Annotated in this window: 13 protein-coding genes; 9 read left to right on the forward strand and 4 right to left on the reverse strand. The window is 71.6% G+C overall.

What is annotated here, in order from left to right:
• The first annotated feature begins 101 nt into the window (after window positions 1-101).
• The 3 genes from ABFY20_RS17250 to ABFY20_RS17260 all read left to right on the forward strand — a co-directional run bounded on the left by ABFY20_RS17250 (window position 102) and on the right by ABFY20_RS17260 (window position 3279).
• On the forward strand, window positions 102-731 hold the full coding sequence (locus tag ABFY20_RS17250; RefSeq protein ID WP_368497434.1) for a histidine phosphatase family protein: 630 nt from the start codon (window positions 102-104) through the stop codon (window positions 729-731).
• A gap of 4 nt (window positions 732-735) precedes the next feature.
• A complete protein-coding gene (locus ABFY20_RS17255; protein ID WP_368497435.1) occupies window positions 736-1992 on the forward strand; it encodes an acyl-CoA dehydrogenase family protein in 1257 nt (418 codons plus the stop codon).
• Between the two features lie 165 nt (window positions 1993-2157).
• The gene (locus ABFY20_RS17260) at window positions 2158-3279 is read left to right on the forward strand and encodes a VIT1/CCC1 transporter family protein (RefSeq protein WP_368497436.1); all 1122 of its coding nucleotides are present in this window, start codon (window positions 2158-2160) and stop codon (window positions 3277-3279) included.
• 12 nt (window positions 3280-3291) lie between these two features.
• Here ABFY20_RS17260 and ABFY20_RS17265 read toward each other — a convergent pair whose 3' ends face one another.
• Window positions 3292-3867: an acireductone dioxygenase gene (locus tag ABFY20_RS17265; protein WP_368497437.1), complete on the reverse strand. Its 576-nt coding sequence runs from the start codon at window positions 3865-3867 to the stop codon at window positions 3292-3294.
• Between the two features lie 201 nt (window positions 3868-4068).
• Here ABFY20_RS17265 and ABFY20_RS17270 point away from each other — a divergent pair, with 201 nt between their 5' ends.
• From ABFY20_RS17270 to ABFY20_RS17295, 6 genes are all read left to right on the forward strand, one after another.
• Window positions 4069-5166 (forward strand): substrate-binding domain-containing protein, encoded by a 1098-nt coding sequence (locus ABFY20_RS17270; protein WP_368497438.1) that lies wholly within the window; start codon window positions 4069-4071, stop codon window positions 5164-5166.
• Entirely contained in the window at window positions 5163-6752 is a 1590-nt protein-coding gene (locus tag ABFY20_RS17275; RefSeq protein WP_368497439.1) for a sugar ABC transporter ATP-binding protein, read from the forward strand. Before ABFY20_RS17270 ends, ABFY20_RS17275 begins: the two co-directional genes overlap by 4 nt.
• A complete protein-coding gene (locus tag ABFY20_RS17280; protein ID WP_368497440.1) occupies window positions 6745-7794 on the forward strand; it encodes an ABC transporter permease in 1050 nt (349 codons plus the stop codon). Before ABFY20_RS17275 ends, ABFY20_RS17280 begins: the two co-directional genes overlap by 8 nt.
• Before the next feature lie 12 nt (window positions 7795-7806).
• Entirely contained in the window at window positions 7807-9075 is a 1269-nt protein-coding gene (locus ABFY20_RS17285; protein ID WP_368497441.1) for an S-methyl-5-thioribose kinase, read from the forward strand.
• 175 nt (window positions 9076-9250) lie between these two features.
• Window positions 9251-10180: an aminodeoxychorismate lyase gene (locus ABFY20_RS17290; RefSeq protein WP_368497442.1), complete on the forward strand. Its 930-nt coding sequence runs from the start codon at window positions 9251-9253 to the stop codon at window positions 10178-10180.
• 113 nt (window positions 10181-10293) lie between these two features.
• Window positions 10294-11838: a cell wall-binding repeat-containing protein gene (locus ABFY20_RS17295; protein ID WP_368497443.1), complete on the forward strand. Its 1545-nt coding sequence runs from the start codon at window positions 10294-10296 to the stop codon at window positions 11836-11838.
• Window positions 11839-12098: 260 nt separating this feature from the next.
• Here ABFY20_RS17295 and mtnB read toward each other — a convergent pair whose 3' ends face one another.
• The 3 genes from mtnB to ABFY20_RS17310 are packed head-to-tail and all read right to left on the reverse strand — an operon-like array spanning window position 12099 to window position 14793.
• Window positions 12099-12815: a methylthioribulose 1-phosphate dehydratase gene (gene mtnB / locus ABFY20_RS17300; RefSeq protein WP_368497444.1), complete on the reverse strand. Its 717-nt coding sequence runs from the start codon at window positions 12813-12815 to the stop codon at window positions 12099-12101.
• On the reverse strand, window positions 12812-13546 hold the full coding sequence (mtnC, locus tag ABFY20_RS17305) for an acireductone synthase (protein ID WP_368497445.1): 735 nt from the start codon (window positions 13544-13546) through the stop codon (window positions 12812-12814). The genes mtnB and mtnC overlap by 4 nt, the downstream gene beginning before the upstream one ends.
• Window positions 13543-14793: a phosphotransferase gene (locus ABFY20_RS17310; protein ID WP_368497447.1), complete on the reverse strand. Its 1251-nt coding sequence runs from the start codon at window positions 14791-14793 to the stop codon at window positions 13543-13545. The genes mtnC and ABFY20_RS17310 overlap by 4 nt, the downstream gene beginning before the upstream one ends.
• Window positions 14794-14805 lie beyond the last annotated feature (12 nt).

The raw sequence follows: 14805 nt of genomic DNA on the forward strand, positions 1-14805 counted from the left end.
GGAGCCATCCTGACTTCTCCACATTGCGCCCACGTTTCTTCCCGTTGCACAGGTGTTTCGTCAGCGCCTCGGTCGTCGGTGACGGCCGATACCCTGGAGGCATGACCCAGAGCAGCACCGCCAGCGCCGCCCCGAGCGTCGTGCTGGTCAGGCACGGCGAGACGGAGTGGAGCCTCAGCGGCCAGCACACCGGCCGCACCGACATCCCGCTCACCGAGCGCGGCATCGAGCAGGCCCGCGCGGTCGGGCGCGTGCTCGCGGGGCGCCGGTTCGGGCTGGTGCTGACGAGTCCGCTGCGCCGCTCGGTGCACACCGCCGAGCTCGCGGGCTTCGGCGAGCAGGCGCAGGTCGACCCCGACCTCACCGAGTGGGACTACGGGGCCTACGAGGGGCTCACCAGCGCCCAGGTCTCGGAGCGCTTCGGCGAGGAGTGGAACCTGTGGCGCAACGGGGTCGAGATCGACGCCGAGGGGCGGGGCGAGGAGGTCGCCGACCTGCTGCGGCGCGACGAGGCGGTCATCCGCCGGGTGCGGCGGGTGCTCAACCAAGGCGACGACGTGCTGGTGTTCTCGCACGGTCACTTCCTGCGCACCCTTGCCGCCACCTGGGCGGGGCTGCCAGTGAGCGGCGGGGAGCACTTCGCCCTCGACACGGCGAGCGTGAGCGTGCTCGGCTTCGAGCACGGCAACCAGGTGGTGCGGGTGTGGAACCGCACGCCCTGGGCGGAGTGAGTCGATGACAGGCTCGGTATCCCGGGGCGCGAGCGCGCCCGGCGTCGGCGAGGGCGACGAGGTCGGTGAGGGCATCCACGTCATCGACGAGCCCGCGGCGGCGATCGACGCGCTCGCCCTGCTGGCGGAGGAGCTCGCGCCGAGCATCGCCCTGCGTGAGCGCGAGGGCACGGCGCCGTTCGACGAGGTGGCGCGCCTGCGCGCCACCGGCATCCTCCCCGCCCTCGTGCCACGGGAGCTCGGGGGCGGCGGGCTCGACTGGGTCACCGTGTTCCGGGCGCTCCGCCCCGTCATCCGGGTCGACGGCGGGCTCGGGCACGTGTTCGCCTACCACTTCGTGAACTCATGGCGGCTGCAGCTCAACGAGAACCAGGGTGTCATCGAGGCGCTGCAGCGACAGCTCGCCGCCGAGCACCTGTTCTGGGGCGGCGCCGGCAACCCGCGCGACGCCGGCCTGCAGCTCACGCCGGCGCCCGGCGGCTTCACCGTCGCCGGGCGCAAGTTCTTCGCCACAGGGGCTCAGGTCTCCGATCGGGTGACAGCCAGCGGCACCCGGGTCGACACCGGCGAGAAGCTCGCCATCATCATCGACTCCACGCAGCCCGGGGTCGTGCACCACGACGACTGGAGCAACATCGGGCAGCGTCTGTCGGCATCGGGATCGGTGTCGTTCGAGGGCGCCTTCGTGCCCGACGCCCACGTGCTCGGCTTCGGCGAGCAGGCGGGGCCGCGGTACAAGCCGTTCGCGTCACTGTCGATCCTGCTGTTCCAGCTGGCCATGAACCACCTCCACGTCGGCATCGCCGAAGGGGCGCTCGCCACCGCAGCGGAGTACGTGCGCACCACCACGAGGCCCTGGTCGACCAGCGGTGTCGAGCGTGCTGTCGACGACCCCTACATCCGTGAGCTCCTCGGCGAGCTCACCGCAGCCACCCGGGCCGCCGACGCCCTCACCTGGCGCGGCACCGAGCTGCTCGCCGCGGCCGCCGAGCAGCGGTGGGAACTCGGCGACGCTGAGCGCGGCGAGGTCGCCGTCGAGATCGCGGCGGGCAAGGTCGTCACCACGAAGACCGTGCTCGACGTCACCTCGCGCCTGTTCGAGCTCACCGGGGCCCGCGCCACCGGGGAGTCGTACGGCTTCGACCGCTTCTGGCGCAACGCCCGCACCATCACCCTCCACGACCCCGTCGCCTACAAGGCGCAGGAGGTCGGCGACCACGCCCTCACCGGCGCCTACCCCACCCCCAGCGGCTACAGCTGATCGGCACCCGGCGGCCTCGCCACTCCCCGACCGGCCACCCGCCACCCGCCCGACGTTCTTGCGGACAAAGTCCGTGATAACCGAGTTCTTCACGGACTTTGTCCGTAAGAACGTGGTGGGGGCCATAGGTGAGGTCACGCAGGCGCGGGGTGGGAGGATGGGAGCATGGCTACTCCGGCGGAGCTGAGACGGTGGCGGCAGTACCTCGCCGACGAGCGGGCGGAGGCCAAGGTGTACCGCGAGCTCGCGCAGCGGCGCACGGGGGCGGAGCGTGAGATCCTCGAGGGGCTCGCCGAGGCCGAGGTGCGCCACCAGAACCACTGGATCGAGCTGCTCGGCGACGACGTCGGCAAGCCCCGCAAGGCCGACCTGCGCTCCCGCGCCCTGGGCGTGCTCGCCAAGCGCTTCGGATCGGTGTTCGTGCTCGCCCTCATGCAACGCGCCGAGGCCCGCTCCCCCTACGAGGGCGACGCCGACGCGACGCCTGCCATGGCCGCCGACGAGCGCATCCACGGCGAGGTCGTGCGCAGCCTCGCCGCCCGCGGTCGCAGCAGGCTCTCGGGCACCTTCCGCGCCGCCGTCTTCGGCGCCAACGACGGGCTCGTGTCGAACCTGGCTCTCGTGCTCGGCATGAGCGCCACCGGGGTCTCGCAGTCGGTGGTGCTCGCCAGCGGCATCGCGGGCCTGCTCGCCGGCGCCCTCTCGATGGGTGCGGGCGAGTTCGTGTCGGTGCGCTCGCAGCGCGAGCTGCTCGCCGCCTCGACCCCCGACCCCGACGCCCACACCGCGGTGCCCCGCCTCGACGTCGATGCCAACGAGCTCGCCCTCGTCTACCGGGCGCGCGGCATGAGCGAGGCCGACGCCGAGGCCAAGGCCGCCGACGTGTTCGGCGGTCTCACCACCACGACCTCGGCCATCCGCATCCAACGGGTGGGCGATGCGGGCATCACGGCACCCGAGATCGAGTCGACGGATGCGCGCGGCACCGACACCGACGAGCACGAGGAGATCGGCACGGCCTGGCAGGCCGCTATCTCGTCGTTCTGCTTCTTCGCGTCAGGCGCGATCATCCCGGTGCTGCCCTATATCTTCGGCCTCAGCGGACTGGTCGCCGTCGCGATCGCCGCTGCCCTCGTGGGCATAGCACTGCTCGCGACCGGGGCCGTGGTCGGGCTGCTCTCCGGCGGCCCGCCGCTGCGCCGCGCCCTCCGTCAGCTCGCCATCGGCTTCGGCGCCGCCGCCGTCACGTACGTGCTCGGGCTCGCCTTCGGCGCGACGCTCGGCTGACGCCGGGGCCCGTCAGGCCGAGACGGAGGCCAGTTCGTCGTAGGTGGCGAACTTCGCCGCGACGTCGCTGCCGGTGAAGTGACCGACCCAGCCGTCGTCGTCGTGGAAGAAGCGCACCGAGACGTAGTCGGGGGTGGTGCCCATGTCGAACCAGTGCGTGGTGTCCTTCGGCACGGAGAGCAGGTCGCCGGCCTCGCAGAACACGGCGTGCACCTTGCCGTCGGCGTGCAGGTAGAACACCCCCGAGCCGCGGGCGAAGAAGCGGTCTTCGTCGTCGTCGTGGCGGTGCTCGTTGAGGAACTTGCTGCGCGCCACCTCGGCCTGCTCGCGGTACTCGTCGGTGTCGGCGCGAGTGAGGGTGACCACGTCGACGAGCGTGTAGCCGTGCTCGGCGTTCACCGCGTCGATCTCGTCGCGGTACTTCGCGAGCACTTCCTCCTGCGTGGCCTCGGGCGTCAGCTCCTTGAGCTCCCACCGGCTGAAGCGGGCGTTCAGCCCGGCGAGCACGTCGCGGATCGTGTCGAAGTCACGGGTCTGGAGCACGGGAGTCGAGGGGTCGTTGTCGTTCCACACGGTCAGCAGGGTCATGCATCCATGCTAGACCTCGGCTCCTGCACAGCTCCCCCGAGGGCCTCGGAAAGTAACAGAGGGAAACACGATTCGTTCCACGCCACGCAGAGCCGCTTGAATCTCCAGTGCAGTCACAGCTCTGTCGGTTCGCCGACCCCCGCACGATCCCGAATCACATCGATCACCGAGCACCGCGATCCCGAAGCACAAGGAGCCATCATGGCCATCACCCGAAAAAGCGTCGTCCTCACCGCGCTCGTCGCCGCGAGCGTGCTGGGGCTCACCGCCTGCTCGCAGTCGAGCAGCAGCACCGAGTCGGGCACCTCGACCGCCGCAGCCCCCACCGCCTCCGCGGCCCTCCCCGCCCCCTTCGACGGCGAGCCGCTCAAGGTCTCGCTGGTGCGCCAGAGCGGTGCCGGCGACTACTTCGAGGCCTGGGGCGCCGGCGCCGAGGCCCAGGCGGCGTTCGCCAACATCGACCTCCAGGTGACGGATGCGCGCAACGACAACGCGAAGCACGCCAGCGACCTCGAGCAGGCCATCGCGTCCAAGCCCGACGCCATCATCGTCGACCACGGCCAGACCGACACCCTGCAGCCGCTCATCACCGAGGCCGTGCAGGCCGGCATCCCGATCATCGTCTACGACCTCGCCCTCACCGACTCCGAGGGTGTCATCACCTCGAGCCAGTCCGACGAGTCGATGGCCTCCGGGGTGCTCGACCAGCTCGTCGCCGACGTCGGCAAGGGTGCGAAGGTCGGCTACGTCTCGGCCGAGGGCTTCGCCGCACTCGACCGCCGCGCCGCGGTGTGGAACGACTACGTCGCCGAGAATGACCTCGACGTCGTGTTCTCCACCGGCAAGGTGAGCGAGTCGACGGCGACCGACAACATCCCGCTCGTCGACGCCGCGCTCAAGCAGAACCCCGACGTGCAGGCGATCTTCGCTCCCTACGACGAGATCACCAAGGGCACGGCGCAGGCGGTCATCCAGAACAACCTGCAAGACAAGGTGAAGGTCTACGGCATCGACATCTCGAACGCCGACATCGAGGTCATGACCGCCGACGGCAGCCCCTGGGTCGCCACCTCGGCCACCGACCCCGCCGCCGTGGGCGCCGGTGTCGTGCGGGCCCTGGCCCTTAGCCTCGCCGGCGAGCTCGACGAGACCGACGTGCAGTTCCCGGCGAAGACCATCACCCAGCAGTTCCTCGCCGACAACCAGGTGACGAACGTCGCCCAGCTGCGCGCCGCGGAGCCCTCGCTCGAGCTCTCCGACACCCTCGTCACCGATTGGCTGCCCGCAGTCTCCGAATGACGAACGCTTCTCCCGCACCGGTCGAGGGGCATGGCGCCGACGGCGTCGTGTCCCTCGTCGGCGTGTCCGTGGCCTACGGCTCGAACCTGGTGCTGAGCGACGTCGACCTCGAGTTCCGGGCGGGTGAGATCACCGCGCTCCTCGGCGCCAACGGCGCAGGCAAGTCGACGCTCATCAAGGCCGTCTCGGGCGCCAACTCGCGTTACACCGGTCAGATCAGCGTCGCAGGCGTTGCCGTGCACCTCTCCTCGCCCGTACAGGCGAGGCAGCTCGGCATCTCTGCGGTGCACCAGAAGGTCGCCGACGGCATCGTTCCGGGCCTCTCGGTGGCCGAGAACCTCACACTCGACGACCTGGCCCGCGCCTCGCGGCAGCCGTTCCGCAACTCGCGCTCCGCGCTCGCCGATGCCAGGGCGGCCCTCGCCACCCTCGGCCACGACTGGTCAGACAGCGTGCTCCACCACGATGCGGCACGCCTTGCCATCTCCGACGCGCAGCTGCTCGTGCTCGCCCGCGCGCTGCGGGGGAGGCCCCGACTCCTCATCCTCGACGAGCCCACCTCCGCGCTCACCGCGGCGGAGGCCGAGCGGCTGTTCGAGGTGCTCAGGGCGCTGCGCGCGACCGGCCTCTCCATCGTCTACGTCTCCCACCGCTTCGGTGAGATCGAGGCGCTCGCCGACCGCGTTGTGGTGCTGCGCGACGGCAGGGTGCAGAGCGACTCGGCTCGGCCGTTCGCCTGGCACGACATCCTCCACGACATGCTCGGCCGCGCGACCGAGCTCGACCACGACCGGGGTGCGACCAGCCGCGGCACCGAGGTCGTCGCCCGGCTCGAGCGGGTGACGCTCTTCCCCGAGTCGGCGCCCGTCGACCTCGACGTCAGGTCGGGCGAGGTGCTCGGCGTGCTCGGCCTCATCGGCGCGGGCAAGACCGAGATCGCCGAGCTGCTCGGCGGGCTCGCCACCCCGCTGTCGGGGTCCCTGCAGCTCGGCGGCGCCCCTTACGCGCCGAAGCGCCCCGGAGACGCCATCGCCGCGGGAGTCGTGCTCGTGCCCGAAGATCGCCAGCGCCAGGGAATCCTCTCCGGGTGGTCGCTCGAGCAGAACGTGACACTGCCCTTCCTACGCGCCTCGAGCGTGCTGGGGCTCGTGAGCCGCCGCCGAGAACGCGAGCGCGCCGCCGGCGTCATCGACGAGCTCGGAGTGGTGACGAGCGGGCCCGACGCCTCGATCGACGACCTCTCGGGCGGCAACCAGCAGAAGGTGGTGGTGGGCCGCTGGCTCTCCGCCCGCCCGCGACTCGCACTGCTCGACGAACCCTTCCGCGGTGTCGACATCGCCGCGCGCCGCGAGATCGGCGCTCGGCTGGGTTCCCTCGCCGCAGCCGGCGCCGCCGCCGTCGTGCTCTCCAGCGACGTCGACGAGATCTTCGAGGTCGCCGACCGCATCGTCGTCCTGGTGGCGGGAGAGATCGCACTCGACCGCTACGCCGACGAGGTCGACCGCTCCGACGTCATCGGTGCGTTCCTCGGCACCGCGCATCCTGACCATCCCGACAGCCCTCCCGAAAGGCAGCCGCATGTCTAGCCCCGGCGCCCTCACCACCCGCTCCGCCGCCGAACGCACCTCCGCCTTCATCGTGAAGTGGGGTTTCGTCGGCGTGACGGTGGCGCTCCTGGTCTACTTCCTCGCCACCGAGCCCAACTTCCGCACCGTCGACAACGTCTTCGGCATGCTGAAGTTCATCGCGCCGACGGCGATCGCGGGGCTCGGGGTGATGCTCGCCATGACCGTGGGCGGTATCGACCTCTCGGTGGGCGCCTCCGCGGGCTTCGCCGTGTCGATCGCCGCCTGGACCATGGTCATCGGCAACCAGGTCGGCGGCGTCGCCGTCTCGGTGGTGCTCGTGTGCGGGCTGCTGATCGGAGCGCTGAACGCCTTCCTCATCGTGGTCGCGCGCATCCCCGATCTGCTCGCCACCCTCACCACGATGTTCGTCATCGTCGGCCTCAAGCTCATCATCGTCGACGGCAAGTCGATCTCGTCGCAGATGACCCTGTCGAACGGCACCACCGCGCCCGGCAAGTTCACCGCCGACTTCCTCTGGCTCGACCGCGGGTCGATCGGTCCGGTGCCCGTGCCGGTGCTGCTGTTCCTCCTGCTCACCGTGCTGCTCTGGTTCCTGCTCGAGCGCACGCGTTGGGGGCGGGCGCTGTTCGCGGTCGGAGCGAACGCCGAAGCGGCGAGGCTCGCGGGCATCCGCGTGCAGTGGTACCGCACCGCCGCCTACATGGGATGCGGTCTGCTCGCCTCGATCGCCGGCCTCCTGCTCGCCGCCCGCATCGGCCAGGGCGACGTGAGCGCCGGCAACTCGCTGCTGCTCGACGCCGTCGCCGTGGCCCTGGTGGGTGTGTCGGTGCTCGGCATCGGGCGGCCCAACGCCTGGGGCACCGCGCTCGGCGCCGTGCTCATCGCGGTGATGGTGAACGGCTTCACCATGCTCGGGCTGCCCTACTACATGCAAGACTTCGGCAAGGGCATCGTGCTGCTCATCGCCCTGCTGTTCAGCTTCACCTTCTCGCGCCGCCGCACCGTCGTAACGGCGGGGTCGACCACCTCGACGTCGTAGCCTGGAGCCCCGATGACCGACTTCTCCCAGCTCAGCACCGACACCGTCGCCGCCTACCTCCTGTCACGCCCCGCGCTGGCCGAGCGCATCGACGCCTCGCGCATCGCCGCCGTGCGCGAGGTGGGCGACGGCAACCTCAACCTGGTGTTCGTCATCACCGACGCCGACGGCGCCTCGGTCGTACTGAAGCAGTCGCTGCCGCACGTGCGCACCGACCCGTCGTGGCCCATGACGAGGGAGCGCTCGGCGCGCGAGGCCACCGTGCTCGGTGCGCACGTCGAGGCAGACCCTGAGCACGTGCCGGCGTTCTTCGACTTCGACGCCCGGCACTACGTGCTGGCGATCGAGAACCTCTCCGACCACCGGGTGTGGCGCAACGAACTCAACGAGGGTCGGGTTCACGCCTACGCCGCCGACGAACTCGGGCGGTACGTCGCCCGCACCGCGTTCGCGACCTCGCCCCTTGGGCTCGATCCGCTCGAGCACAAGCGGCTCGCGGCGCGCGCGGTCAACCCCGAGCTCGCGCAGATCACCGAAGACCTCGTGTTCACCGAGCCCTACGTCGAGCACGAGCACAACGCCGTGCTCCCGGGAAACGAGGCCGACGTGGCGGCGCTCCGGGCCGATCGCGCCCTGGTGCGCGAGATGGGGCTGGCGAAGCTGAGGTTCATGACCACGGCGCAGTCGCTCATCCACGGCGACCTGCACACCGGGTCGGTCTTCGTGAGGAATGCGGGGGCGGACACAGCGACGGATGCCCGGGACGGTGCCGGTACGGATGCACCCGCCGGCGGGCGGTCGGTTCGCGCGTTCGACAGCGAGTTCGGCTTCGTGGGTCCGACCGGCTTCGACCTCGGAGCGCTGTGGGCGAACCTCATCCTCGCGGCGGCACGCGCGACGGTGCTCGGTGAGCACGAACGGGCCGAGCTCGTGCTGAGCCTGCCCGGCCGGCTCTGGGCCGCCTTCGAGGCCGAGTACCGCGGGCTCTGGCCGACCCGCCTCGATCCGCGGGTGTGGGGCGACGAGGTGCTGGAGCACCTGCTCGCCGGCATCCGCGACGATGCCGCCGTCTTCGCGGCGGCGAAGGCCATCCGCCGCATCGTCGGCTTCGCCAAGGCCAGCGACATCGAGACCCTCGAGCCCGCCCGGCGCGAACTCGCCGCCCGCGGCGTGCTGCACGCCGCCCGCAACCTGGCGCTCACCCGCCACGGCATCGACTCCGTCGAAGCCCTCGCTGCCGAGTCGCTCGCCGCGCTGCGCTCGGTGGCGCGCGCCGGCTAGAGGGTCCTCGATCGGCGCCCGAGCAGGGCGCCGCACCGTTCTGCGCCTCGGTCGCGTCGCGGGCCGTGGCGACCCGGTACCGGCGGTGCGCGGGGGTTCGTCAGGCGAATGCGGGAGACTTGTCGTGGCGCGGCCACTGCATCCGCACCGCTCGCCCGGCCCCGAGAGGACTCGCATGCCCACCCGTTCCACCCCTGGCAGCGACGGCGACGATCTGGTCATCGTGCTCGAGCACGCCGCCGCGTCGCCCGACTCCCCGGTCGCCGCCGCGCCGGCGGGCTCGCGCGAACCGGAGGTGCTGTCGCAGGCCGAGGCGCGCATCCGGGTCGACGACCTCGCCGTGACGCGGGGCGACGGGGTGTTCGAGTCGATCGGAGTTCTCGAAGGCAGGTTCGTCGAGCTCGAGCGGCACCTGGCGCGGCTCGCGCACTCCGCGGCGATGCTCGACCTGCCGCGGCCCGACCTCGCCGCGTTCGAAGCCGCCGCCCGGGCGGGCGTCGCCGCGCACCAACCGGCACCCGAGCTGCTCGTGAAGCTGCTCTACAGCCGCGGCATCGAGGGGGCGGATGCGGCGAGCGGCTGGGTGCAGGTGCTCACCGGCCCAGACCACGGGGCGAGTCGTCGCGACGGCATCCGCGTGGTCACGCTCGACCGCGGCTACCGGCACGACATCGCGCAGACCGCCCCGTGGCTGCTGCAGGGGGCCAAGACCCTGTCGTACGCCGTGAACAAGGCGGCCTTGCGTGAGGCCGCCCGCCGAGGGGCCGACGACGTCATCTTCGTCTCGAGCGACGGCATCGTGCTCGAGGGCCCGACCTCGACCGTCGTGGTGCGGGAGGGCGACGCGTTCCTCACCCCGCGCACCGACCTCGGCATCCTCGCCGGAACCACCCAGGCCGCCGTCTTCGACGCCCTCGGCCGACTCGGGTACGCCACGGCCGAGGCGCTCATCGAGCCCGAACGCCTCGCCGCGTCGGATGGACTCTGGCTGCTCTCGAGCGGCAGGCTCATCGCCCCCGTGTGCGAGCTCGACGGGCACGAGCTCGCCGTCGACCGCGAGTTCACGGCCGTTCTGTTCGAGAAGGCGTTCGGCCTGACCCTCTGAACCGATGCGACCCCGCGACTCGACCGGCTTCAGGATGCGCCCCTCCGTGACTTAGGATCGCAGTCTGAGCGACACCCGTCGAGACGGGACGCTCGACGAGTCTGGGGGAAGACATGCGTTCGATCAGGATCACCGTGGGGGCGGCGCTGACCGCACTGGCACTCGTCGGCGCGCTCGCCGCGCCCGCGCAGGCGGCGAGCGCGCCGGGCTCGACCGGGTCCTCTGTCGCCGCCGACCTCGCTCCGTCGCCGTCGGCGACTCCCGTCCCCGGCCCGGGAGACGTGCCGCCGCTCGACGTCGACGCGCAGTCCGGGGCGCCCACACCCCCACCGTCCGACGTGGAATTCGACCTGGGCGGCCTGGTGCACGGCACGGTCTCGTACATCGATCCCGACGCCGGCGACATCATCGCGGCCCCGGGAGTGCGCGTCGAGTTCTCCCTCCGCGACCCCGAGAGCGGCGAGTTCAGCCTCGTCGCCACCGCGACCTCCACTTCCCCTGAAGGCGCCCTCCGCGCGGAGTTCACGACTCCCCGGCTCGCACCGGGCGACTACCTGGTGCACTACGTGGCTCCGTCGGGCGCCACCGTGCGCAACGAGTACTACAACGACGCCATCCACCGCGACGAGGCGACCCTCGTCGCGGTGACGGCGGGCGCGACCACCGAGCTCGAGCCGACCTACCTCGAGCCCAAGCTCTACTGGATCACCCGTTTCGGCGGCGCCGACCGCTATGCCGTCGCCGCGAACCTCTCCCTCGACGCCTTCGGCGACGCCGCACCGGTGCCCGTGATCTACGTCGCGAGCGGCGAGAGCTACCCCGACGCCCTCAGCGCCGGGCCGGCCGCCGCCCACCAGAACGGCGGACTGCTGCTCACCATGCGCGACAGCCTCCCCGACTCCACCCGCGCCGCGCTCGCCGAGCTGCAGCCGCAGAAGATCGTGGTGGTGGGCGGCGTCAACACCGTGAGCGACGCGGTGCTGGCCGAGCTCGCGGCCGTGCAGCCCGACACCGTGCGCATCGCCGGGGCCGGTCGCTACGAGTCGTCGCGCGCGGTGATCGACTACGCGTTCTGCGGTCTGCTCCCGGATGCGCCCCGCGACGCCACACCCTGCGACGGCGGTGCGACGAATGTCTTCGTCGCCACGGGCGCGAACTTCCCCGATGCCCTCGCGGCGGGGCCGGCCGCCGCCCACCGCGATGGTGCTGTCCTGCTGGTGCCGGGCACCGCATCCGATCTCGATGTGCCGACCCGCGAGCTGCTCAGCCGCTTGGGCACCCTGAACGCGGCGATCGCGGGGGGTGGGGCCTCGGTGAGCGGGTCGATCGAATGGTGGCTCCGGCAGCTGCTGCCCGGCACCGTGGAGCGCTTCGGAGGTGCGAACCGCTACGACGTCGCCGCGCAGATGAACACGGCCGTGTTCCAGGGCACGTACGAGAGCATCTTCGTCGCCTCGGGCGAGGTGTTCGCCGACGCCCTCTCGGGAGGGCCCGTGGCGGCGAGCGTCGACGCACCGCTGTACCTCGTGCAGAAGGGCTGCCTGCCCGAGTCGATGTGGCGGAGCGCCTCGGCGCTCGACCCGATCGACATCTACCTCCTCGGCGGCCCCAATACCCTCAACGACGACGTCGCCCGCCTCAAGTACCTCTGCAGGTGACCCCAGCCCCGCGCTGATGGGGGGCGTGGGGTGGATGCGCGGGGTCGCGCCCACCCACACCCACAGCCCGCGCTGGTAGCGCAATATGCTCCCAAACTCAGGAATAGGAGCACTTTCTGCGACCAACCCCCCGGGGGTGAGGTGGATGCTCGAGGGCACGCGCACCCACAGCCCGCGCTGGTAGCGCAAAATGCTCCCAAACTCGGGAATGAGAGCAGTCTGTGCGACCAACACCAGAGGGTGGGGTGGGCGGGGGTGGGTCAGCGGGTGGCGAGGGCGATCTGGAGGAGGGCCTCGGTGAGTTCGAGGTGCCAGCGGGCGTGTCGCAGGTCGGAGCCCCACGCGTAGATGCCGTGGTTCGCCACGACGAGGGCGGGGACCTCGCGCACCTCGGCTGTGGCCCGCACGTACACGCGCTCGAAGTCGTCGCCGAGCACGCGCATGTCTTGGTGGTTCTGCACCACCGGGATGGTCACGAGCTCGTCGTGCGCCTCGTGCCCGATGCCCTTCAGCATCTCGAGGTCGCGCAGCTCGATGCCGCCCGGCCAGGCGGCTCCCGCCCGCACCGCGGCGAGCGCGTGCACGTGGATGACCGCGCCCGCCCCCGTCACCGCGGCGATGCGGGCGTGCAGCCCCGCCTCGGCGGAGGGCTTCGAGGCGAGCGCGAGGCGCGCGATGGCGCCGCCCGACTCCGAGTCGGGCACCCACTCGCCCTGCTCGTCGACGAGCACGATGTCCTGCGTGCGCAGCTCGCCCTTGTCGCGGCCGGATGCCGTGACCGCGAGCCGCAGCGGCGACCGCGCGAGCGTGACGGAGAGGTTGCCCGCCGTGCCGGGCATCCAGCCGAGGCCGGCGAACCGGGCCGACTCGGCGGCGAGTGCCGTTCCTGCCTCGGTGAGGGCAGCATCCGTCACCGTGCCGTCGCCGAAGACGTTCTGCACCACGCCCTGCCCGTGCAGCAGCTCGGGCGAGCTCACGGCGCCACCACCTCGACGTCGTCGAACGACGACACCACGGCGGCATCGCCGAAGTCGGCCTCGAAGAACGGCTCGCCGGCGCGCGAGAACGCCACGACCTGCCAGCCCGCCTCGAGCGCTGCCGAGACCTCGCCCGGGTTGTCGGTGAAGAACACCAGCTCGGCTGCGGGCACGTCGAGTGCCGCAGCGATCTTCTCGTACGAGCTCGCGACCTTCTTCGGGCCCGCCTTCACGGTGTCGAAGTAGTCGGTGACGAGCGAGGTGAGGTCGCCGTCGGGCGAGTGCCGGAACCACGGCACCTGCGAGGCCACCGACCCCGAGGAGAACACGGCGAGCCCCACGCCCTGGGCGTGCCAGGCACGCAGCTTCGGGATGACGTCGTCGAAGAAGTGCGACGAGATCTCGTCGCGCGCGAAGCCCTCGGCCCAGATCTGCCCCTGCACGGTCTTGAGCGGGGTGGCCTTGACGTCGCGTTCCATCCACTCGTGCATCACGGCGACGACCTCGTCGGTCGACGCGTCGGTGGGCAGCGACGCGTCGTGGATGACCTGCTGCCGCGCCTCGGCGATCACCGGGTCGCCCGCGTGCTCGTCGAGCCAGGCGGCGAGCCTGGGGCGGGCGTAGTCGTAGAGGTCGCCGAGGATGAACCCGGCGGCACTCGTCGTGCCCTCCAGGTCGACCACGAGGTAGCGCGCGGTGACGGTGAGGGGGGTGGGGGTGGTGTCGGTCACTGTCGTTCCTTCGGTGCGTCGGATGCGGGCGGTGCGTCGAATGCGGGCGGTGCGTCGGATGCGGGCGGTGCGTCGGGTGCGGGTGGGGCCAGGGCGGAGGCGGCGGCGGCCGAGCCGGGCGCGACGGCGAACGGATGCACCGCCTCCGCCCCCGTGAGGATGTGCTCCCGAGCCACCTCGAACAGCCGCGCCGACGCCTCGGCACGCGCGGGCTCGGGCAGCGACTCGATGTCGGCGGCGTGCGAGAACCCCGCGGCGCGGCGCATGCCCTCGACCCCGGCGAACGACCAGCCGTCGCTCACGATCGCCGGAAGCGTCTCGTCGTCGCCCCAGGCCGCGGCGAACGCGTCGAGCGAGGCGGCGATCGCCGAGTAGCGTGCCGCAGCGAGCTCGTGCCTGCCGACGGCCCGGGCGGCGATCGCGGCGATCTCGAGATTCGCCCAGAACAGCCCGAGATCCATGCCGATCGGCCCCACGAAGCTGAACTCGGGGTCGAACACCTTCACGAGCTGCTCGCCGTCGCGGCGGCCCACCATCACCGACCCGCTGTGCAGGTCGCCGTGCAGCAGCGCCTCGGCCTGCTGCTCGAACGCCGAACGGATGCGCGCCACCGCCCCGCGCACGGCCTCGTCGCGGTAGAGCGATCGCACCCGCTCGTCGAGCACCGGGTGCCAGCGGTTGTGCTCATGCGGGCGGTAGGGCTCGTCGAGCACGACGTCGAGGGTGAGCGCGCAGAGCTCGGGGTTCGCGGAGCGCTCGATCAGCTCGGCGTGCGCCTGCCCGCCGAGCGCCGCCGCCGAGGTGCCCGCGGCGAGCTCGCCGACGAACCGCCCCACCACGTGCCCGAGCGCCGTGTAGTCGACCCCCGCATCCCGACCCTCGAGCTCGGCCACCAGCGCGTCGCGCAGCACCACGAGATCGGAGAGGTCTTCCATCACCAGCACGTAGCGCTCAGGGTCGAAGCTGACGATGGTCGGGATGGAGTCGGGAACGCTGCCGGCCAGCTGCTCGTAGGTGTTCGCCTCGCGCACGATGCGGGAGGGGTCGATGGGCCATTCCGGCCCCACCACCTGCACCCACGGCGGCGCCTGCTTCACCGCGAGCGAGCCCTCAGGCCCCGAGGCGATGAAGACGCGGTTCATGTTGCCCGCCGTCACCTCGCGCACCGATGCCGAAGAGCGAGAGGTGGCGACGCGACCGAGCAGTCCCCGCTCGTCGAGGTACCGCACGACGTCGTCGGCGGTCACCAACAGCTCGTA

It is taken from the genome of Herbiconiux sp. A18JL235 (assembly GCF_040939305.1).
Lineage (GTDB): Bacteria > Actinomycetota > Actinomycetes > Actinomycetales > Microbacteriaceae > Herbiconiux.